This window comes from Hippea alviniae EP5-r (assembly GCF_000420385.1).
In the GTDB taxonomy this organism is placed as follows: domain Bacteria; phylum Campylobacterota_A; class Desulfurellia; order Desulfurellales; family Hippeaceae; genus Hippea; species Hippea alviniae.
On the sequence record NZ_ATUV01000001.1, the window covers coordinates 154279 to 173805 of the forward strand.

General features: G+C 37.7%; 15 protein-coding genes, 1 pseudogene and 1 riboswitch. Of the genes and pseudogenes, 9 read left to right on the forward strand and 7 right to left on the reverse strand.

The window, feature by feature from the left end; translation table 11 throughout:
* Positions 1-12 precede the first annotated feature (12 nt).
* The 9 genes from carB to G415_RS09330 are packed head-to-tail and all read left to right on the forward strand — an operon-like array spanning position 13 to position 9983.
* Positions 13-3213, forward strand: coding sequence for a carbamoyl-phosphate synthase large subunit (carB, locus tag G415_RS0100870; RefSeq protein WP_022669690.1), 3201 nt, complete (start codon positions 13-15; stop codon positions 3211-3213).
* Positions 3213-3683: a transcription elongation factor GreA gene (greA, locus tag G415_RS0100875; RefSeq protein ID WP_022669691.1), complete on the forward strand. Its 471-nt coding sequence runs from the start codon at positions 3213-3215 to the stop codon at positions 3681-3683. Before carB ends, greA begins: the two co-directional genes overlap by 1 nt.
* The gene (locus G415_RS0100880; protein WP_022669692.1) at positions 3680-4411 is read left to right on the forward strand and encodes a dihydroorotate dehydrogenase electron transfer subunit; all 732 of its coding nucleotides are present in this window, start codon (positions 3680-3682) and stop codon (positions 4409-4411) included. The genes greA and G415_RS0100880 overlap by 4 nt, the downstream gene beginning before the upstream one ends.
* Positions 4396-5313, forward strand: coding sequence for a dihydroorotate dehydrogenase (locus G415_RS0100885; RefSeq protein ID WP_022669693.1), 918 nt, complete (start codon positions 4396-4398; stop codon positions 5311-5313). Before G415_RS0100880 ends, G415_RS0100885 begins: the two co-directional genes overlap by 16 nt.
* Complete coding sequence (locus G415_RS0100890) at positions 5261-5812, forward strand: LolA-like protein (RefSeq protein WP_155825409.1); 552 nt, start codon at positions 5261-5263, stop codon at positions 5810-5812. The genes G415_RS0100885 and G415_RS0100890 overlap by 53 nt, the downstream gene beginning before the upstream one ends.
* Positions 5763-7412, forward strand: coding sequence for an SPL family radical SAM protein (locus G415_RS0100895; RefSeq protein WP_022669695.1), 1650 nt, complete (start codon positions 5763-5765; stop codon positions 7410-7412). The genes G415_RS0100890 and G415_RS0100895 overlap by 50 nt, the downstream gene beginning before the upstream one ends.
* A gap of 4 nt (positions 7413-7416) precedes the next feature.
* Positions 7417-8253 (forward strand): ABC transporter substrate-binding protein, encoded by an 837-nt coding sequence (locus tag G415_RS0100900; RefSeq protein WP_022669696.1) that lies wholly within the window; start codon positions 7417-7419, stop codon positions 8251-8253.
* Positions 8237-9214 (forward strand): FecCD family ABC transporter permease, encoded by a 978-nt coding sequence (locus tag G415_RS0100905; RefSeq protein WP_022669697.1) that lies wholly within the window; start codon positions 8237-8239, stop codon positions 9212-9214. The genes G415_RS0100900 and G415_RS0100905 overlap by 17 nt, the downstream gene beginning before the upstream one ends.
* Positions 9207-9983 (forward strand): ABC transporter ATP-binding protein, encoded by a 777-nt coding sequence (locus G415_RS09330; protein ID WP_022669698.1) that lies wholly within the window; start codon positions 9207-9209, stop codon positions 9981-9983. The genes G415_RS0100905 and G415_RS09330 overlap by 8 nt, the downstream gene beginning before the upstream one ends.
* Here the strand turns inward: G415_RS09330 and G415_RS0100915 are convergent, their stop codons facing one another.
* The 7 genes and pseudogenes from G415_RS0100915 to G415_RS0100950 form a co-directional block, all read right to left on the reverse strand.
* The gene (locus G415_RS0100915) at positions 9984-10670 is read right to left on the reverse strand and encodes an energy transducer TonB (RefSeq protein ID WP_162138528.1); all 687 of its coding nucleotides are present in this window, start codon (positions 10668-10670) and stop codon (positions 9984-9986) included.
* 28 nt (positions 10671-10698) lie between these two features.
* Positions 10699-12657, reverse strand: coding sequence for a TonB-dependent receptor plug domain-containing protein (locus tag G415_RS0100920; RefSeq protein ID WP_022669700.1), 1959 nt, complete (start codon positions 12655-12657; stop codon positions 10699-10701).
* Between the two features lie 10 nt (positions 12658-12667).
* Positions 12668-13348, reverse strand: coding sequence for an anaerobic ribonucleoside-triphosphate reductase activating protein (locus tag G415_RS0100925; protein WP_022669701.1), 681 nt, complete (start codon positions 13346-13348; stop codon positions 12668-12670).
* Positions 13348-15553: pseudogene (locus G415_RS0100935) on the reverse strand (ribonucleoside triphosphate reductase). Before G415_RS0100935 ends, G415_RS0100925 begins: the two are co-directional and overlap by 1 nt.
* Before the next feature lie 91 nt (positions 15554-15644).
* Positions 15645-15832, reverse strand: a riboswitch (cobalamin riboswitch).
* A gap of 7 nt (positions 15833-15839) precedes the next feature.
* Entirely contained in the window at positions 15840-16544 is a 705-nt protein-coding gene (locus tag G415_RS09335) for an NRDE family protein (RefSeq protein WP_022669704.1), read from the reverse strand.
* A 2-nt stretch (positions 16545-16546) separates the two neighbouring features.
* The gene (locus G415_RS0100945) at positions 16547-18016 is read right to left on the reverse strand and encodes an ATP-binding protein (protein ID WP_022669705.1); all 1470 of its coding nucleotides are present in this window, start codon (positions 18014-18016) and stop codon (positions 16547-16549) included.
* A gap of 12 nt (positions 18017-18028) precedes the next feature.
* Positions 18029-19471, reverse strand: a complete 1443-nt coding sequence (locus G415_RS0100950; RefSeq protein ID WP_022669706.1) for a Gfo/Idh/MocA family protein — start codon at positions 19469-19471, stop codon at positions 18029-18031.
* Between the last annotated feature and the right edge of the window lie 56 nt (positions 19472-19527).

Sequence of the window (19527 nt, forward strand, 5' to 3'; positions counted from 1 at the left end):
AAGGGGTGTTGTATGCCTAAAAGAGAAGACATCAAAAAGATAATGATAATAGGTTCGGGTCCTATAGTAATAGGTCAGGCGTGTGAATTTGATTACTCTGGAACACAAGCGTGCAAGGCTTTAAAAAACGAAGGGTATGAGATTGTTCTGGTTAACTCAAACCCTGCAACGATAATGACAGACCCGATGCTTGCGGATAAAACCTACATAGAGCCAATAACCGTTGATTTTCTTGAGAAAATAATAGCAAAAGAAAGGCCCGATGCTTTGCTTCCTACACTTGGCGGTCAAACGGCTTTGAATGCTGCTATGGATTTGTATAAGGCTGGAATACTTAATAAGTATTCGGTTGAGCTGATAGGGGCAAATGCAGAGACGATAGAGAGGGCTGAAGATAGAGAATTATTCAAAAAGGCCATGAGCGAAATAGGGCTTAAAGTTCCAAAAAGCGGAATAGCCCACAATATGCAGGAAGCTATAGATGTAGTTAATGAGATATCGTTTCCTGTTATCATAAGGCCGTCTTTTACACTTGGCGGGACAGGAGCAGGTGTTGCATACAACAAAGAAGAGTTTGAAGAGGTGGTTAAATGGGGGCTTGAGCAGAGTCCTGTAAACGAGGTGTTGATAGAGCAGTCTGTTCTTGGCTGGAAAGAGTATGAGCTTGAAGTGATGAGAGATAAAAAAGACAATGTGTTTATCATCTGTTCCATAGAAAATTTTGACGCTATGGGTGTTCATACGGGTGATTCGATAACCGTTGCGCCTGCTCAGACGCTTTCGGATAAAGAGTATCAGATTTTAAGGGACGCGGCTATCGATATAATAAGAAAGATTGGCGTTGAAACGGGTGGTTCGAATATTCAGTTTGCTGTTAACCCAGAAAACGGCGAGTTCGTCGTGATAGAGATGAATCCGAGAGTTTCAAGGTCTTCTGCTTTGGCATCGAAAGCCACCGGTTTTCCTATAGCGAAGTTTGCAGCACTTTTAAGTGTTGGATATACGCTTGATGAGATACCAAACGATATAACAAAGAAGACGCCAGCAAGCTTTGAGCCTGTGCTTGACTATGTTGTTGTTAAGATTCCAAGGTTTACATTTGAGAAATTCAATACAAAAGACGAGCTTGGCACTCAGATGAAAAGCGTCGGAGAAGTAATGTCCATAGGCAGGACATTCAAAGAGTCTCTTCAGAAGGCAATAAGGTCTCTTGAGTATAATTGGGACGGTTTTATTGAGATGGACTGCTCTGAAGACGAGCTCAAACAGAAGCTTATCCATCCGAACTCAAAGCGGTTGCTTTACATAGGCGAAGCCTTCAGACGCGGTTATGATATAGACTATGTTTATGAGCTCACGGCCGTTGATAGGTGGTTTCTGTTCAATATTAAGCAGATAATTGAGAAAGAAGAAGAGATAAAAAAGAACCCTGAGTTTGTTGAGAAAGACATAGAAGAGCTCAAGAAGTACGGGTTTTCGGACTCAAGACTTGCTCATTTAACAGGCAAAAGCGAGCTTGAAATAAGAAACATGCGTCTAAAAAAGGGTATAAAGAATGTTTATAAAATGGTTGATACATGTGCGGGTGAGTTTGAAGCATACACGCCGTATTTCTATTCGACTTACGAAGATGAGAACGAGTCTCTGCCATCAAAAAACAAAAAGGTTGTAATTTTGGGAAGCGGGCCAAACAGAATAGGCCAGGGTATAGAGTTTGATTATACCTGCGTTCACGGTTCGCTTGAGTTGAGAAATGAAGGTTATGAGTCTATAATGGTTAACTGCAATCCTGAAACAGTCTCAACAGATTACGATATCTCAAATAGGTTGTATTTTGAGCCCTTAGTTTTTGAAGATGTGATGAACATTATAGAAAATGAAAAGCCCGAAGGCGTTATCGTTCAGTTTGGCGGGCAGACTCCGTTAAAACTCTCTCTGCCGCTTAAAAACGCAGGTGTCAAGATTCTTGGCACAGCACCAGAGAGCATAGACATGGCAGAAGATAGAGAACTATTCAGGGAGTTGATAAACAAACTAAGGCTTTTACAGCCAGAAAGCGGTATAGCTCATTCAAAAGAAGAAGCTATAGAAGTTGCAAAAAGGGTGGGTTATCCGGTTCTGGTTAGGCCTTCTTATGTGCTTGGCGGAAGGGCTATGATGATAATATTCAACGAAGAGCAGCTTAAACAGTATGTTGACGAAGCGGTTGAAGTAAGCGGTGAACACCCAATTTTGATTGATAAATTCTTAGAAGATGCGATAGAAGTTGATGTAGATGCCGTAAGTGACGGGGAGGAGACCGTTGTTGCTGCAGTTATGGAGCATATTGAAGCTGCAGGAATCCACTCGGGAGATTCAGCCTGTTCTATTCCACCAAGAACACTAAAAAGAGAAATAGTAAACGAGATAAAAAGGCAGACGAGATTGCTTGCCAAAGAACTCAATGTAAAGGGCTTGATAAATATACAGTTTGCCGTAAAGAACGATAGGGTTTATATTCTTGAAGTTAACCCGAGAGCTTCAAGAACCGTGCCGTTTGTGAGCAAAGCAACAGGTGTTCACTGGGCAAAAATAGCAACTCAGCTTATAATGGGCAAAAAAATAAAGGAGCTTGGCGTCAAAGAAGTAGAGCCAAAGTATTATGCAGTTAAAGAGAGCGTTTTTCCATTTGTTAAGTTTCCAAATGTTGATATTACACTTGGCCCTGAGATGCGTTCGACAGGCGAAGTTATGGGTATTGCGGATGAGTTTCCTATAGCTTATTACAAAGCACTCCTTGCAAGCGGTATGAGACTGCCAACAGAAGGTAATGTGTTTATGTCTTTGGCAGATAGGGATAAGCCACAGGGCGTTGTTATAGCATCAAAATTGATAGAACTTGGATTTGATGTCTATTGCACGAAAGGCACCTATGAGTTTTTGAAGAAAGAGGGTATAGATGTTAAGTATGTAAAAAAACTTAGCGAAGGAAGGCCGAATATTCTTGACAAAATGAAAAACAACAACATACACTTTCTTATAAATACGCCGTCTGGCAAAAGGTCAAGAACGGACTCTTTTTACATAAGGAGAAGTGCTTTGCTTTTGAACATTCCTTACTGCACGACTATTTCTGGTGCTATTGCAGCCACAAGAGCGATAGAGGCCATAATAAAAGGTAAGAAGCTCGATGTTATACCAATACAGGATTATTACAAAAAAGAGGTGAACTGATGAGCGAGAAGATTTTGATTACACCTGAGGGATACAGAAAACTGCTTGAAGAGATGGAAGATTTACAAAAAAATCAAAGGCCGGCTATTATAAAAGAGATAGAAGAAGCAAGAGCCAAAGGCGATTTGAGTGAAAATGCCGAGTATCATGCTGCAAAAGAGAAACATGCCTTAATCGAGAACAGAATAGCCGAGCTTTCAAGAAAGATAAACAACGCCCAGGTTGTTGACCCGGCTACTGTTCCAAAAGATAGGGTAAACTTTGGCTGCAGGGTTGTTTTGTATGATGTGGATAACGATGAAGAGATAGAGTATATGATAGTGGGTGAGGATGAATCCGACCCGAAAAACGGCAAAATCTCGATAAACAGCCCGATAGCTAAAGCTCTTCTTGGCAAGGAAGAAGGAGACGAAGTTGAAGTTAAAGTGCCTGCCGGCATAAGAAGATTTGAGATAGAGGAGATAAAGTGAGACTGAAGATAGTCCAGAATGAACAGATAGCTAAGGATACATTTGTCTTGAAGGTTGATAATCCGGGCTTATTTGAAGTGTTGCCCGGTCAGTTTTTTATGGTAAAGATCAACGACTATCCGTTTCCTTTGCTTAGAAGGCCCTTTAGCGTTGCGGGTTTTTCTGATACCATCGATTTTATTTATAGAGTTGTAGGCGAAGGAACAAGAATCCTGACGACAAAAGAGAAGGGTGAGTTTATAGATATTTTAGGGCCCTTAGGAAACGGTTTTAGCATAAACTCGACAAAAAAGCTGCTTTTGGTTGGCGGTGGAATAGGCGTTGCCCCGCTTCTTTACTTAAAAAGCGTTATAGAGAGCGAGTATAAAATCAGGTGTGATGCGTATTTCGGGTTTAATAGTAAGGATGAGATATTTACTGACGATGGCAACATAGCCACGATGGATGGCAGTGCTGGTTTTAAAGGCAATGTTGTTGAGATGGTTGAAGATAAGCTAAATAGCGATGTTTTAGTTTATGCCTGCGGGCCTACGCTTATGCTGAGAAGACTTGCGTTTTTGTGTTTTGAAGCTAACTGCTCCATGCAGGTTTCGCTTGAATCCAGAATGGCATGCGGTATAGGTGTCTGTTTGGGCTGTGTTGTTCAAACTGCCGATAATAGATATAAAAAGGTCTGTGTTGACGGACCAGTCTTTGATTTTGAGGAGATACAATGGCAAGCTCTTTAGTTGTAAAGTTGGGAAATTTGATATTTAAAAATCCTGTTTTAACGGCATCCGGCACATTCGGATATGGCCTTGAGTATAAAAAATACATGGATTTGAATAAATTGGGTGGTTTTATTGTTAAGGGTTTGAGTGTCAAAGAAAAATTGGGTAATAAGCCACCGAGAATTGTTGAAACGCCATGCGGAATGTTGAACGCCATAGGTTTGCAAAACATCGGTGTTGACAGGTTTATTGAAGAGAAGCTTCCGAAATTGGAGAATCTTAACACCCATGTGATAGCTAATATCTATGGCAGTGAAGTGTCGGAGTTTGTCGAAATAGCCGAGAAATTGGATAAAGAGCCCAAAATAAGCGCAATTGAAGTAAATGTTTCGTGTCCCAATGTTTCGGCAGGCGGTGCTCTGTTTGGCAAAGACCCAGATATGGTGTTTGTGCTTACGGCTTCGATTAAGAAGGTTTTTTCTCGCCCTGTGATAGTGAAGCTTACTCCGAATGTTGAAGATATTGCTTTTATTGCTCAGGCTGCAGAAAAGGGCGGTGCTGATGCCGTAAGCTTGATAAATACAATTACGGGAATGGTTATCGACACAAAAACGAAAAAGCCGCTGCTTGCGAATAAAACAGGCGGTTTGAGTGGCCCTGCTATCTATCCTGTTGGTGTTAGAATGGTTTATGAGGTTTATGAGAAGGTTAAGATACCGATAATAGGCGTTGGTGGTATATACAGCTCTGATATAGCGCTTCAATACATTATGGCAGGTGCAACGCTTATTCAGGTTGGAACGGCGAACTTTATCGACCCTGCCATATCGCTTGAGATTTTAAAGGGAATAGGAGAGTATTTAGAGAGTGAAGGGATTGAGAGTATTAGCAAGCTTATTGGCATTGCTCACGCTGATTAGCATATCGAATGCAGCAGACATAAACAACATATTCAACGCTTACAAAAACAGGGATGTTAAGCTCTGCTTTAAGCAGGTTTCTATAAATGGCATGACAGGCCAAAAGATTGAAAAGGACGGCATTTTGTTTATAAAAGCCAAAAAAGAGATGATTTTTGATTATGGTAATGAGAAAATATTGATTGATAATTTTAAGGCCGTTGATGTAAAGGGCAAAACCGAGACGGTTTATAAATTGACCGGGTTTAACAAGGTTCTGTTTTTGATGTTTTTGGGCAAAAAAGAGCTATCTGACCTGTTTAATATAAAAGAGTCGGACAATGGGACTTTTGAGCTTTTGCCTAAGTATGAGAGTAGTATAGATAATGTTATTGTCAGGTTTTTTAAGGATAGTGTTAAAGAGATAAAAATAACGGACATTTACGCAAATAAAACGATTTATTATTTTCATGCTCTTCCTTGCAAGCGAACATCTCAAAGAGATAAAGCCGCTAATTGAATTCTTTTCCTTAAAAAAAGAAGGTGAGCTTTTTTTAGGCGATGATATAGCTGTTTTTGTAAATTACGGTCAAAGTGGTTTAAAACTTGGTTTTAAAACAGCCTATTATCTCTCTAAGGGTGATTTTTCTTTTGCACTTCTTGTCGGTTTTTCAGGCTCTTTAGACTATAGCCTAAACAAGGGCGATTTTGTTTTTTTAAAGAGCGTCAAGCTTTTAGATAAGGGCTTAAATCCTGTTTATAACCCGATTGATCTGGTTTATCCTTTGGAATATAAGTCAAAAGACGGCATAACGCTTATGGATAGGCTTTGTTTTGATAAAGATTTGAGTGTGTTTGGCGAGCTTATTGATAATGAGAGTTATTTTTTTGCTGTATCGTCAAAAAGTGCGAATGTTCAACCGTTGGTTTTGCGTATAGTTAGCGATTACAACGATAAGGATAGTGTTTCTAAAGTTTATGATTTTACCTATGATGCAAAAAAGCTTGCAGAAATAATAAGCAGGCTTAAATCTGTTTTGAAGACGCCTGAAGTTTTTTTGCATACCGGTTTTCTTTCTGATGAAGCCAAAAAAGTAGAGCGTCTGACGATAAAGAAGCGTTTGACTTTTACACAAAGACAGAATTTTTACAAAAGAATAAAGATAAACACGTCTAAATGCCAACCTGAACCTTTTAGCATAAAAGTTGTATTTCTGGAAAAGGGTATAAAAAGAGAAAGAATCAGGTTAAATCTTGATAAATTTAAAGTTAAAGAGATTGACGATTATGTCGGCTATTTTCACAATGCGAAGGATAGAAGCGCTGTTATCTTTGCAAACAAGAAGGGTGAGTTTTTAAGAGAGACGCCGAATAACTATACGCCTGATGGTTCGAAAGGTTATTCCATACTTTCTGCTTATAACTGTGTTTATGACTGTGCTTACTGTTTTTTGAAGGGCTATTTCAGAAGTTTTAATCCGGTTGTGTTTTTGAATTTTGAAGAGTATTTTGATGCGATTTTAAATGTTGCAAAGAAAGACAAAAGGAGACCGCTTTATTTCTATCTTGGCACGTTTTTTGACCCGTTAGCACTTGATTTTTTGTCAGATCAGTTGGACGAGTTTTTGAAGTTCTTTTCAGGTTTGGAAGACGGATTGATTCTTGAAGTTAGAACAAAGGTTTCGTCTGTGGATAGGATAGTGGATAATTTTAAGCCTTCTGATAATGTTATCTTTGCCTTTTCTCTTTCTCCAGATACTGTTATAAAAAGGTATGAGTTTTATACGCCATCGCTTGAAAGAAGACTAAAAGCTTTAAGAAAACTTTCAGAGAACGGTTTTAAGGTTGGCGTTAGATTTGACCCGATAATTGCCGAGTTTTTTGAAGATTATGTAAAGATAGCCGATGAAATTAAAGGGTTAAAAAATTTACACTCCATAGAGATAGGCTTTTTAAGGTTTGATAAGGAAGATTTTAAAAGGATATTAAGGAAAAATCCGTGTGTGTTGAAAGGACTTGTTTTAGAAAAGTCGATGTATAGGTATCCTTCTGATATAAGGAAGAAGATTATTGAAGAATTTAAAAAGAAAGGCTTTGATTTCTATCTAAATATGGAGTGAAAAGATGATAAAAAAGGTTCTCTTTTTTGTTGTTTTTGTTGTTCTTTTTGCTGAAGTTTCTTTTTCGGCAGGTTTGCGTATAGTTTCTCTTTCTCCTGTTGTAACACAGGAGATTTTTATGCTTAAAGCTCAAAAGTATCTTGTTGGCTGTAGCAAATACGGTATAGTGCCAGAAGGTTTTAAAATTGAAAGGGTAGGGACGGTTACGGATGCCGATGTCGAACGGATTTTGAAGTTAAAAGCTAATATTGTTTTTGCAAGTTCGCTTTTGAATCCTTCGGATATTAAGGTTTTAAAAAGGCTTGGCTTGAAAGTTATTGTTTTTAGCCAGCCTGGGAGTTTCAAACAGATATGCGACGATTTTATTAAAGTGGGTAAGATTGTGGGCAAAAAGGATGTGGCTGAAAAGATAGTCTCAGAAGCGATGAAAAAAGTTAATTGTATAAAGGATAGGCTTAAAAATATTCGAAGATTAAAGGTTTTTGTTCAGATAGGAGCAAATCCGTTGTTTACAGCTACGGGTTCTTCGTTTATCAACGATTTTATAAGATTTGCGGGTGGAATTAACATAGCAGAGAATTCAAAAAGCGGCCTATATTCGCCTGCGAAAGTTCTAAAAGAAAATCCCGATGCGATAATAATATCGCAAATGGGTTTTAACGGCATAAAACAGGCTGAGAGATGGAAGCAGTTTAAGTTTTTGAGTGCCGTTAAGCATAATAGGATTTTGATTTTAAACGATTACAGCTTATGCAGTCCGACTCCCGTATCATTTGCCAAAACGCTCTTTAAAATTGCAAAATTCCTTCATCCAGAGGTGAGCCTTGAAGCCTGCCATTAAACTGATTCTGTTTGTTCTGTTTGTCTTTGTTTCTGTCTTTCTATCTTTATCATCAGGCGATAGCGGTATCTCTCTTTTTAGCTTTGTTCATGCTTTGAGTGATAATGGCGTTGATAGGGTTATACTGCTTGATTTAAGGATTCCACGCGTGTTGCTTGGTTTTTTCGTTGGTGGTGCTTTGGGCGTTTCTGGTGTGATGCTTCAGGCGTTGTTTAGAAATCCACTTACAGAGCCTTATACACTCGGTGTTTCTGGTGGTGCTGCGTTTGGTGCTGCTTTGGCTATAGTTTTCGGGTTGGGTAGGTTTATGGCTTTTGGCGGTTTTGTTGGCTCTTTGGCTGTTGTGTTTTTTATTTACCTTTTGAGCGTAAAAAATAGGGTTGTTGATATTTCAAAGATGCTGCTTATCGGTGTTATGGTAAGTTTTGTCTCTTCTTCTTTGGTTTTGTTTCTGATGGCTATCTCCAATCCTGCCAAGCTTCATCGTATAGTTTTCTGGATGATGGGCTCTCTTCAGTGGCCAAATAGCTTTGCAGTTGTTCTGAATGTGATATCTGCCGTATTTGTTCTAATCGTGGGTATCTTTTTAAGCTGGAATCTGAATGCGATATCTGTATCCGAAGAAGATGCCGTTTATCTTGGTGTTAATGTTGAATTTACGAAGAAAGCAGTGTTCTTTGTTAGCTCTTTGGCTGTTGGTATAGCCGTTGCATTTGCCGGAATTATAGGTTTTGTCGGTCTTGTTGTGCCACACTTCTTTAGATTAACTTTTAGCAGAGACCATAAGTTTCTCATTCCTTTGTCGTTTTTTGGCGGTGGCAGCTTTCTTATTCTTTCGGATGCTTTGGCAAGGAGTCTGATTGCTCCAATTGAGCTTCCTGTTGGTGTTATAACGGGTATTGTCGGTGGTGTGGTGTTTATCTGGGTTCTGGCAAAAAGCAGGTGGATGTTTAATGCTTAGAGTTGAACATGTCTCGTTTAGTTATAATTCAAAGCTAATTTTAAATGATATAGATTTTGAAGTTGAAAAAGGCGAGTTTTTTGCCATTGCAGGCCCGAATGGAGCAGGAAAATCGACATTAATAAAGATAATAGGAAGACTGCTTAAACCAAATAAAGGGAATTTGTATCTGAACGGTAAAAATTTTAGGTTTTATAGGCCTAAAGAGCTTGCCCGTAAGATATCCGTTGTAAGTCAAAACCCTTCTTATGCTTTTGTTAGGGTTGAAGAGTTTGTTTTGCTTGGAAGGATACCTTACTTCTCTGCTTTTCAGTTTTTTGAAAAGAGAGAAGATAGAGAAGCTATAGAAGAAGCGCTTTTAATGTGCAATGTTGAGCATTTAAAAAAGCGTTATATGAATGAGCTAAGCGGTGGAGAAAGGCAACTTGTGTTTTTAGCCAAAGCTATCTCAACAAAACCAGAGCTTCTGGTTATGGACGAACCGTTGAGCGGACTTGATATAAGCAGGCAGGATGTGATTTTGTCTCTGCTTGAGAAGATGAGAAGAGAGTTTAGCCTTACTATTATTGCCGTTTTGCATGATTTGAATGTGGCAAGTGAGTTTGCTGATAGAATTTTGCTTATGAAAGATGGAAGTATATTCAAGATGGGTAAGCCTTCGGCCATTATAAAAGAAAGTATTGTTAAAGAACTGTATAACGCTTCAGAAAAGGTGAAAGTGTTTAATAATCCGTTTTCCGGCAATCCCTTTGTTTGTATAACAAGATAGTCATTCAAGCTTGAAGACAAGATTTATGTTTGCTTTGGTTGGAACTTTTATACCGGATTGAGTGAGTATCTCTTTCGGTATGGGTGATGAGTCCTTTAGGATTTTTATTGCCGCTTCGTTTAAGTCTTTAAACGAACCTTTAATGATTCTTATGTTTTCTATTTTGCCGTTTCTGTTTATTTTAAAGCTTATCGTTATTTTGCCTTCTTCTTCGTTGTATATGGCACTTAAGGGATAGAATTTATGGGATGCTATCCAATCAAATATATTTGGGTATGAATTTTTTGAAATTTTTACAGGAGTGTTCCTTATAGTTGTTTTTGTTGAAGTATGGGATTGATTTTGTATGCCAATTGATTTTTCATTTGATTGTGTTGAGATTGTCTTTTTGCTTTTGGCTGTCAATGTTTTTGCTATTTTTATAGTTTTTCTTTTCTTTTTTGTTGAGCGATATACCTTTTTTTTCTTGGTTTGAATCTTTTTTGCTTTAGGTTTTTGTAGTTTTATCTGTGTTTTTGTTGTTTTATGATTTTTACCTGGATTTAGTTTTGGTTTTTGTTGATTGTCCGTGATATTTTTTATGAAAACGGAGTATGTTTTACTTGTTCTGTTTGATTTTAAGTGAATATTGAGCGGTAAAAAGATGAAAGCGGTGGCTGCTGAGTTGATTAAGACAGCAGCCACCATGCTTATAATAAAGTAGGTGGGGTGGAAGTTAGAATGTATAGGAGATTGTTGCAAACGCGCTTCTTGGTAGTGTCGAGTATCCGTAAACTTCTTCATAGAACCTGTTAAAGATGTTTTTGACTGTCAAAGACAGCTCTAATCTTTTAGTAGGTTTGTAGAGTGCTGTAAAGTCAAAAACGGCATATTTGCCTGTTTGTTCGTAATAGTAATATGTTTTAGTTTGTTTGTTGTAGCTGTAGTCGTATCTTTTTCCTATAAATCTTCCGTCAACTGTTGCTGTGAGTTTGTTGTTTAAAGCTTTTACGGTTATGTATCCTGTATATACTCTTAATGGAATTCTTGCTGTTTGCTTGCCTGTGTCTGGATTTTTGCTTTTTGTGTATGTGTAGTTTAAGCCTGTTTCTAAGAAGTCAAATGGTTTTGCTTTTAGGCCTAATTCGACACCATGAGATACGGTTTTTCCATTGACATTTTTGTATGTAGATTGCCATGTTTTTGGGTCTGTATAGTATTCTATCCTGTTTCTTATTATGTTTTTAAAGTATAGAGCATTAAATGTCAATCTTTCTCTCCAGATATTTTGAATGAAGCCAAAATTCCATATTTTTGCTTTTTCTGGTTTTAGATTTTTGTTTCCGCCCATGAACCACCATGTTGGAATGGGTGGAGCATATAATTCCCATATGCTTGGAGCTCTGAAGCCTGTTGCGTAGTTTGCTTTTAGTATAGTGTTTGTTTGAGTGATTAAAAAAGATGCGCCTAATTTATATGTAAAATGATTTCCAAATGTTTTGTATTTATCTTCTCTTGCTACACCTTGCAGGGTTAAGTTGTGTATTTTCTGATTTAGTTCTAAAAAACCAGCATAATTATACCTTAACTTTTTAAAAGGAGAGTTATCTTCATATTTTTCCATTTGCTGGCTTAAACCTGCTGTTATAGTTGTTTTATTTATTTTGTAAGTTGCTGTTATGTTGGAGCCCCATCTTTTGCCTTTATAGTCGTACCACCCTGGTGCCGACTTATTGTATCTTAGGGTTTGAGTATAAAAGCAGTTGGCTTTGAGAGTTAAATTGTTTAAAAATTTTTTATTTATGTAAACTTTTGACAGGAAGAAACTATCCTCACTTCTTAAACTTTTTGCTTGTGGGGTGTTATTCGAAGGCACAGAGTCATCAGGGACAAAGGAAAATAGTGATACTTTGCGCCATCCGTTATCTAAATAATTTCTCGTTTTGTTCCATTTTAAAATAGTTCCTATTTTTAGGGTTGGGTCAAAATCATATTCTAATCTCGTGGAAAAAGCAGTTTTATGGTAACTGTCTTTTTCGTCTCCTTTTGAGTATGAATGTTTTGTTGGATTGTATTTGTCCATCTTAGATATACCGCCAGTGTCGAATCTTGAAATGTTTATATAAAAACTTAGTTTTTTGTATTGACCGCCGCTTTCTATATTTTCTTGATATGTATGAAAAGAGCCCAATTCCTGAGATAGTTTGAAATAAGGTTTCCCTTTGCCTTTTTTCGTTATTACATTAATTACACCACCAATAGCATTTGAACCATACAAACCACTTTGAGCTCCTTGAACTATCTCTATTCTTTGAATATCGTCTGACATTAAATTGGCATAATCAAAATAGGGTTGGGGTTGTGATGGGTCAGATACATCTATTCCGTCTATAAGGGTTTTTGTATAATATGTAGGTAGTCCCATTATGTTGACACTTGTTGAGCCACCAAAGGCTCCGTTGGAGTAAACTGTTATACCGGGAATAAATTTAAGAGAATCTTTAACGAAGGTTATCCCTTCTTCTTTTAGTTTTTTACTCGTTATAACATTTACTTTTGAAGGTGTTGTTAAGGCCTTTGCCTCTGTTCTTGTTGCAGTTACAACTATAGTATCTGAATTGATTGTTCCAGCATAAGCTGAAAAACCGAGCAATGCTAATGTGCAGCTAAGAGATATAATTCTTTTGAATTTCATGATAACCTCCTTATCTGATAATACATTTTTTTACATGTCCTTTTGCTGTTTCTTTTAATTTTAATAGTTTTCTTTCTGGAAAACCCTTTCTGTTAATAAAATCAGGGTTTAATGTTTTTGATGGCTTGAAGTTCTGAATTACATACAACTTTGCGCCTTTGATTAGGTTTAGAATCTCTTCTATGTCGTTTTCGTTTAGCAATTCTTCGACAACAGTTGTTCTGAATTCATGGTTTTTAAAATTCAAAATTATATTTATCGATTCACTTATCTTGTCTGTATTGCATTTTACACCTGCAACCTTTTCGTATTTTTCAAAGGGTGCCTTTATGTCCATTGCTATATAATCGATGAGATTTAAACTGATGAGTTTATTTAGTAGCTTCGGGTTCGAACCGTTTGTGTCTAACTTAACCTTAAATCCCTTATCTTTAACCTGTTCAATAAACTTGATCAATCTCTCGCCGTGTATCGTAGGCTCACCACCTGTTATTGAGACTGCCGTTAGCTTGCCAACTCTTTTTTCCAAGAAATCCAGAATATATTTATCTTCAATTCTTTCTGCTGTATTGTTGACAAGCTCAGGATTGTGGCAATATGGACATCTAAAATTACAACCTATTGTAAACACAACAGCAGCAATCTCCTTTGGGTAATCTATAAGAGAGAATCGCTGAAGTCCGCCGAACATCAGCTTACCTTAAATGTTTTTCTCTGTTCGAACTCTTCTTGTTTTCCATCGTTCCACTGCTCAACCGGTCTTAGGTATCCAACAACGCGGGAGTAAACTTCACATCTTTCGCCTTTTACTTCCTTCTTTTTTCTCTCAAGCTCTTCTATCTTTTTTAAGATTTCTTCTTTAGTCATTTGTTTCCTCCAGTAATTTTTTAAGTCTTTTAATTTCTGCTTCTATCTCTTCTTCCCTTTCTCTTTTGCAGATGGGACACTCTTTGTGCTCTCCTGCTATGTAACCATGAACTGGGCAGATTGAAAAAGTAGGCGTTAAAGTCAGATAGGGCAGTCTGTAATTTTCAAAGATGGTTTTTATTAAAAGCTTAACTGAACTTGAATCATACAATCTTTCACCCAAAAAGATGTGCAAAACCGTGCCGCCTGTGTATTTTGTTTGAAGATTATCCTGCAACTCCAACGCTTCAAATACATCATCTGTATAGTTTACGGGTAATTGAGATGAGTTTGTGTAATATGGCTTTGAGCTTGTGCCGGATGTTTTTATATCCGGGTATCTCTCCTTATCTAATCTTGCAAGTCTGAATGATGTGCCTTCTGCTGGTGTTGCTTCAAGGTTGTAATTGTTGTTTGTCTCGTTCTGGAATTGTTGAAGTTTATCTCTCATAAAATCGAGTACTTTAGCTGAAAACTCCTGACCTGCACTGCTTGTTATTGGCTCATTTATAAGATTTAAACACGCTTCATGCATACCTATAAGCCCTATGGTTGAGAAGTGGTTTTTCCAGTATTCTCCAAAGCGCTCTTTAATTGAAGAGAGATAGAATTTTGAATAAGGATAGAGATTAAAATCTGTAAAACGCTCAAGTACCTTTCGCTTTATCTCAAGCGACTCCTTTGCAAGTTCCATCAGTTCTGTGAGACGAAAGAAAAACTCACTTTCTGTTGCCGAAAGATATGCGATTCTTGGCAGGTTGATTGTTACAACGCCTATTGAGCCGGTTAAAGGATTTGCACCAAACAGACCGCCACCCCTTTTTTTGAGCTCTCTTGTATCAAGCCTGAGCCTGCAGCACATTGAACGGGCATCTTCCGGACTCATGTCTGAGTTTATAAAGTTTGCAAAGTATGGAATTCCGTATTTTGCCGTTGCTTCCCAGAGCGGCTTTAATGAAAGGTTGTCCCAATCAAAATCCTTTGTAATGTTGTATGTTGGAATAGGAAATGTAAACACCCTGCCGTCTGCATCACCTTCGCTCATAACTTCCATAAATGCCTTGTTGAACATGTCCATCTCTTTTTGAAATTCACCGTATGTTGCATTTTGCAGCTCTCCGCCTATGATAACGGCCTGATTCTTTAAAAATTCAGGCACTTTTAAATCAAGGGTTATGTTTGTGAAGGGAGTTTGAAACCCGACCCTTGTTGGCACATTGACATTGAATACAAACTCTTGCAAAGCCTGCTTGACTTCTTTATAGGATAGATTGTCAAAGGCTATGAACGGAGCAAGATAGGTGTCGAAGTTTGAGAAGGCTTGAGCTCCTGCTGATTCTCCCTGAAGGGTGTAGAAAAAGTTGACAACCTGACCGAGTGCGCTTCTGAAGTGTTTTGCCGGTCTGCTTGAGACTTTACCCTTTGCTCCTTTAAAGCCTTTAAGCAACAAGTCCTGCAGATCCCAACCGACACAATATACGCTTAGAGAGTTTAAGTCGTGGATGTGGAAATCGCCGTTTAGATGAGCTTCTTTGATGTTTTTAGGATAAATTTTGTTAAGCCAGTAGGTTTTGGTGATAGCCGATGAGATGTAATTATTTAACCCTTGAAGGGAAAAGCTCATGTTGGAGTTCTCTTTTACTTCCCAATCGAGTCTGTTTAGATAGCTCTCGATGAGTTCGACATCGGCTCTGTTTTTGAACTCTCTTAACTGGGCATGCTGTTCTCTGTAAATAATGTAGGCTTTTGCTGTCTTTTTGAATGGTGAGCTTAACAGGACTTCTTCAACAATGTCCTGTATCTCTTCAACTGTTGGTGTTCTATCACCAAAAAACCTGTAAGCTAAATCTAAAACTTTGATGGTGAGCTTTTTTGCTGTATCATAATCGAACTCTTTGGTTGATTTTCCTGCCTTTGCTATGGCGTCGGTTATCTTTTCTGCGTTAAAACTTACAACTCTGCCGTCTCTTTTGATGATTTTTGAAAACACAATACCCCCTTATGCTTTTGAGTTGATAATATGTGAGATTTAAAAGGGGATATCAGTCAGGCGGGCTTTCTTTTCTCATCTTTGAACCTCCCGTTCGATTTTTTGTCGGGTAAGTCTCCTGGCTCGGCTTCATCCTACTCCTCTCGCCTTCCCATCGGGCGACCCTGTTTAAAGAGCCACTCCCGACAGTGGCATAGTGAGAGTTTCGTCAGCCTCACAGTTGCGGGGGCAGCGCCGGATTTTCACCGGACTTCCTTGACCCGACATGTTTTTTATATTACTTTTGCTAAGAAGATGTCAAGCGAAAGATATACCTGCTCTTTGTCTCTTCTAAATGGTTTTTCTCAAGTATAAATATCTCTCTGTTTCTGTTTTTTATAAAATATGAAAAGTGCGTTCCATATAAGCCGTTGATGTTTAAAAATAGAGAAGAGAGATTGTCTGAATCGGTTTCTTCAAGAAACGATAATATCGTCTCTTCGTCTATCTCTTTCTCGATTGCATTTTTTAGAAATGTTTTAAGTTTTTCGCCTTTAGGCCAGGAAGAGTTTAAAAAGGCATTGGATAGGCAGTGGATTCCGTCTTCTATCTCAACAAGCTCATCTTTAATGTTTGAGTAATAAAACAGCCGTTTGTCGGTTAGGTTTCCGAAAACGAGATTGTATCCGTTGAAGATTGATTTTGTGTCTTTTAAAAATGAGATAAACTCTTTTTCGTTTATGTTTTCGGTTAGGAATTTTTTGACGATGTGTCCTCTTGATGGTGCGTTTTCTTTGAAGATTTTAGGGTTTCTGTGGTTTGTTATGAAGGCGATTTTTCCGTTTTTTGTCAAACCAAGCCAACTTCCCTTCTCTTTTAAATCTATGCCCATAAGCGTATTTTCATTAGCGAAGTGTAAACCTATCGATTTTCTTTTGAACTCTTCGTCTCTGTTGCCCATCATTACAAAGATATCTCTTTTTTTATTTAGATAAAATGCATAGACACACATGGCTAAATTAGATTATAAACCTTAAGCTGGTTCTCTTTTACATACTCTTTTAATTTTACTGCCCTTTTGTCGTAAAGCTTTATCTCATCCCAATCTATCTTCTGATTTATTGGCTGAATATAGAGCAAAGACCACTTGTCAATTGGGCCTAATATTGTGCCGCTTAAGAAAAACCCTAAGGAGTTCATATATTCTTCTAAGTTTTCTGGCAGTGGTTTGTCGGCTAAAATCCTGACAAAAATAGTCTTAAAACCGTCAAATTTTATCTCTTTGGATACGCTTTTTATGATGTCAAACCAGTCTTTGCCCATTGTTTTTATAATGATTGTGCCAAGTGACATATCCCGTCTCTTTATTGTTGAGTAAAGCGTTTTTTCTTCTAAATCGTTGGTTGCTTCGGTTTTTACACTTACATCAAACATGTCGCCTGAGTATATCTCTTTTAGGAATTGTTCGTGCTCTTTTGGTGAAAAAATGGTTGATTTGATTGGTTCTTTTGATGGTCTTAAAGCGTAAAGTATTGTCTCTCTCTGTCTGTTTTTTGGTATGTTTATGCCTATAAACTCGTTCTGGTCGTAATAGGAAACAAATAGGGCAAACGGCAAAAATCCGTATATGCTTGCTATCTTTTGCGAAGATGTGTGTCCGGTTACGAGCTCTGCTTCTGCGACTTTGATTCTGTCTGAATTTTTCATGGAGTATTCGTATTGAAACTTGAGCAGTTTTGCGACAATGCGTGTTCTTCTTACTTCGGGTCTTGCCATTAAAGCGACAGATTCGTAAATCCCTTCGCCGTTTCTTGATTTTACATAGGCAGTGTGAGCTATGATTTGTTTATCCTGCGTCTCTGCAACAAGCGAGATAACTTCTCTGTTTTCAATACTTTCTTTTAAAACTTCCGGATAGTAAAACATACTCCTTCCATATGAGTATTTGTATGTAAGATATGCTAATTTTGTTATCTCGTATGAGTCTTCGGCTTCTGCAAGCCTAAAGTTTACATTATCCAGGGCGGGTATTTCTTCGACTGTTGTCTCTTTAAAAGAAGATTTCAACGGGTCTTTGAAATTTTCAAGCCTTTTTTCTATGATAGTTTTCCAACCTTCTTTGCCGCAGTTTATGAGTTTAAAATTGTCGGCGAGTTTTTTTATGAGATAAAACTGCAGACCATCAGGCGAGCTCTTTAGATTTTCAGGTTTATACTCTGGTATGCCGTTTTTGTTTACGGGAATGCCTTTGTTTATCATGATTATTCTGAATATTTTACTTTCTGGCTCGGTTTCTATGAATATCTCAAAGGTATCTTTGAAGAATTTAGGATAGTTTGAGATTATGTGGTTTGCCGCTTCTTCCGATGCAAGCTCAAGTGCATATCTCTCTTTGCTGTTTGCTCCGTAAAAGTTTGCCGCTTCAGATACGAAATTGCGTATCAAGGAGATGGCTTTTGGGTTGTAATAGGTTTCAAGTTTCATGGCTTTTTCCTGTTAAATTTCAATCTCTATTATCGGATTTTCACCCTGTTTTTGTTTTATGTGGGAAAGATAAATCGCCGACATGATTTTTACCTGTGTTTTGTGTTTTTCTATGGACGATTCGCTTATTCGGTCAGGGTTTTTTATTAGATTTAGAAACTCGATTATAACGGATTTTTTTGAGTGTTGAGATAGGGTTATGTTTAGGTTGTTCTCTTTTGTGAGTTTTTCTGCCGATTCTACGATTATCGGGCTTTTACCATGAGTTATACCGATATTTAGAAATCTGTAAATGTCAAAATGCTGAGTTCCGCCAACATTGAAATGATTGCCTTCTTTTGTGTGTCTGTCGTATGCGTGATATGAGTGTATCTGTATATTTTGAAGCGGGCCTTGATGAATATTGAACGACTCATGATGAACCCTGCCGTTTCCCTTAAGCAGGTCTTTTTTCGATTTAATCCATGACCTTTTAGAGAATGTGTTGTGCTGAATGTTGAGTGTTATGTGCGATATAATTTCGTTATCTTTTATGAGTCTTATTATGACAAATGCGTCAACTTCGCCAAATGGTTTTGTCATGATTTTTAAAAACTCGTCGTTCCATAAGGCTTCCTTTTTGTATTCTTCGCCAAAGATGTTTAAGTAATCCTTGTAATTCAACTGATGAATTAGGCCTGTCGGTGTTAAAAAGGAGCTAAAGACTTCTATCTTTTGCGGAAATTTCTCCTTCGGGCATGTTTTTTCAAAAAGCCACCAGGCAGCATCTATAAGATGATAACCCGTATGCGATATCATACCGCAACCTGTGTTGTAAGGATGATAGTTGTGTGTTATCAATTCGTGTGGAAGACGCCATTTTCCATCTGCGTTATAGACATGCATTGATGTTATGGGTATGTTGAATCTTTGAGATATCTCATCTAAATAGTCTAAAACCTTGAAAAAGCCTAAATGATATCTGCGTTTTAGATGAATCATAAATGCCGTTTTTTTGGTTTTTTGAAGCTCTTTATAGGCTTTTAAGATTTCAAGATAATCGTCATAAATTGCCTTTGCTTTTTCTTCATCGTTTATCACATTTAAGTATGTGCTTATCGGTTTGTCCATGAGTATGTGCAGCTTGTGTTTTAGTGCCCAGAGAGCATACGCCTTGTGGCAGTATGGCGGTGTTGATATGATAACTCCGTCAATTTCCTCTTTTTCTATCAGTTTATCTAAGTAATTTTCAGTCTCTTTTGGCATATCGTGGGCAAAAAACTCCACGGACCTTATGCTTTTGGGTTTTATGTTTTGAGAGTCAAACCACTGTTTTATCTCATCTATTCTTTCGTTTATATCTATGGCAAGGGTAATCTCAAGCGGAATTTTGTTCTTGATTTCGGCCAAAATCGGAATGTGGATGGTTTGAGCATGTGGCCCTATGCCTATAATCATAAGTTTGATTTTGTCCATCACTCACTCGCCTGACAAACCTTTATCTATTATTAGAGAAAATTTAAAGCCTTTTC

Bases quoted from the DNA above. Each gene is read 5' to 3' on its own strand.
- carB (WP_022669690.1), top strand. From the start codon at position 13: ATGCCTAAAAGAGAAGACATCAAAAAGATAATGATAATAGGTTCGGGT.
- greA (WP_022669691.1), top strand. From the start codon at position 3,213: ATGAGCGAGAAGATTTTGATTACACCTGAGGGATACAGAAAACTGCTT.
- G415_RS0100885 (WP_022669693.1), top strand. From the start codon at position 4,396: ATGGCAAGCTCTTTAGTTGTAAAGTTGGGAAATTTGATATTTAAAAAT.
- G415_RS0100895 (WP_022669695.1), top strand. From the start codon at position 5,763: ATGCTCTTCCTTGCAAGCGAACATCTCAAAGAGATAAAGCCGCTAATT.
- G415_RS0100900 (WP_022669696.1), top strand. From the start codon at position 7,417: ATGATAAAAAAGGTTCTCTTTTTTGTTGTTTTTGTTGTTCTTTTTGCT.
- G415_RS09330 (WP_022669698.1), top strand. From the start codon at position 9,207: ATGCTTAGAGTTGAACATGTCTCGTTTAGTTATAATTCAAAGCTAATT.
- G415_RS0100915 (WP_162138528.1), bottom strand. From the start codon at position 10,670: ATGGTGGCTGCTGTCTTAATCAACTCAGCAGCCACCGCTTTCATCTTT.
- G415_RS0100920 (WP_022669700.1), bottom strand. From the start codon at position 12,657: ATGAAATTCAAAAGAATTATATCTCTTAGCTGCACATTAGCATTGCTC.
- G415_RS0100925 (WP_022669701.1), bottom strand. From the start codon at position 13,348: ATGTTCGGCGGACTTCAGCGATTCTCTCTTATAGATTACCCAAAGGAG.
- G415_RS09335 (WP_022669704.1), bottom strand. From the start codon at position 16,544: ATGTGTGTCTATGCATTTTATCTAAATAAAAAAAGAGATATCTTTGTA.
- G415_RS0100945 (WP_022669705.1), bottom strand. From the start codon at position 18,016: ATGAAACTTGAAACCTATTACAACCCAAAAGCCATCTCCTTGATACGC.
- G415_RS0100950 (WP_022669706.1), bottom strand. From the start codon at position 19,471: ATGGACAAAATCAAACTTATGATTATAGGCATAGGGCCACATGCTCAA.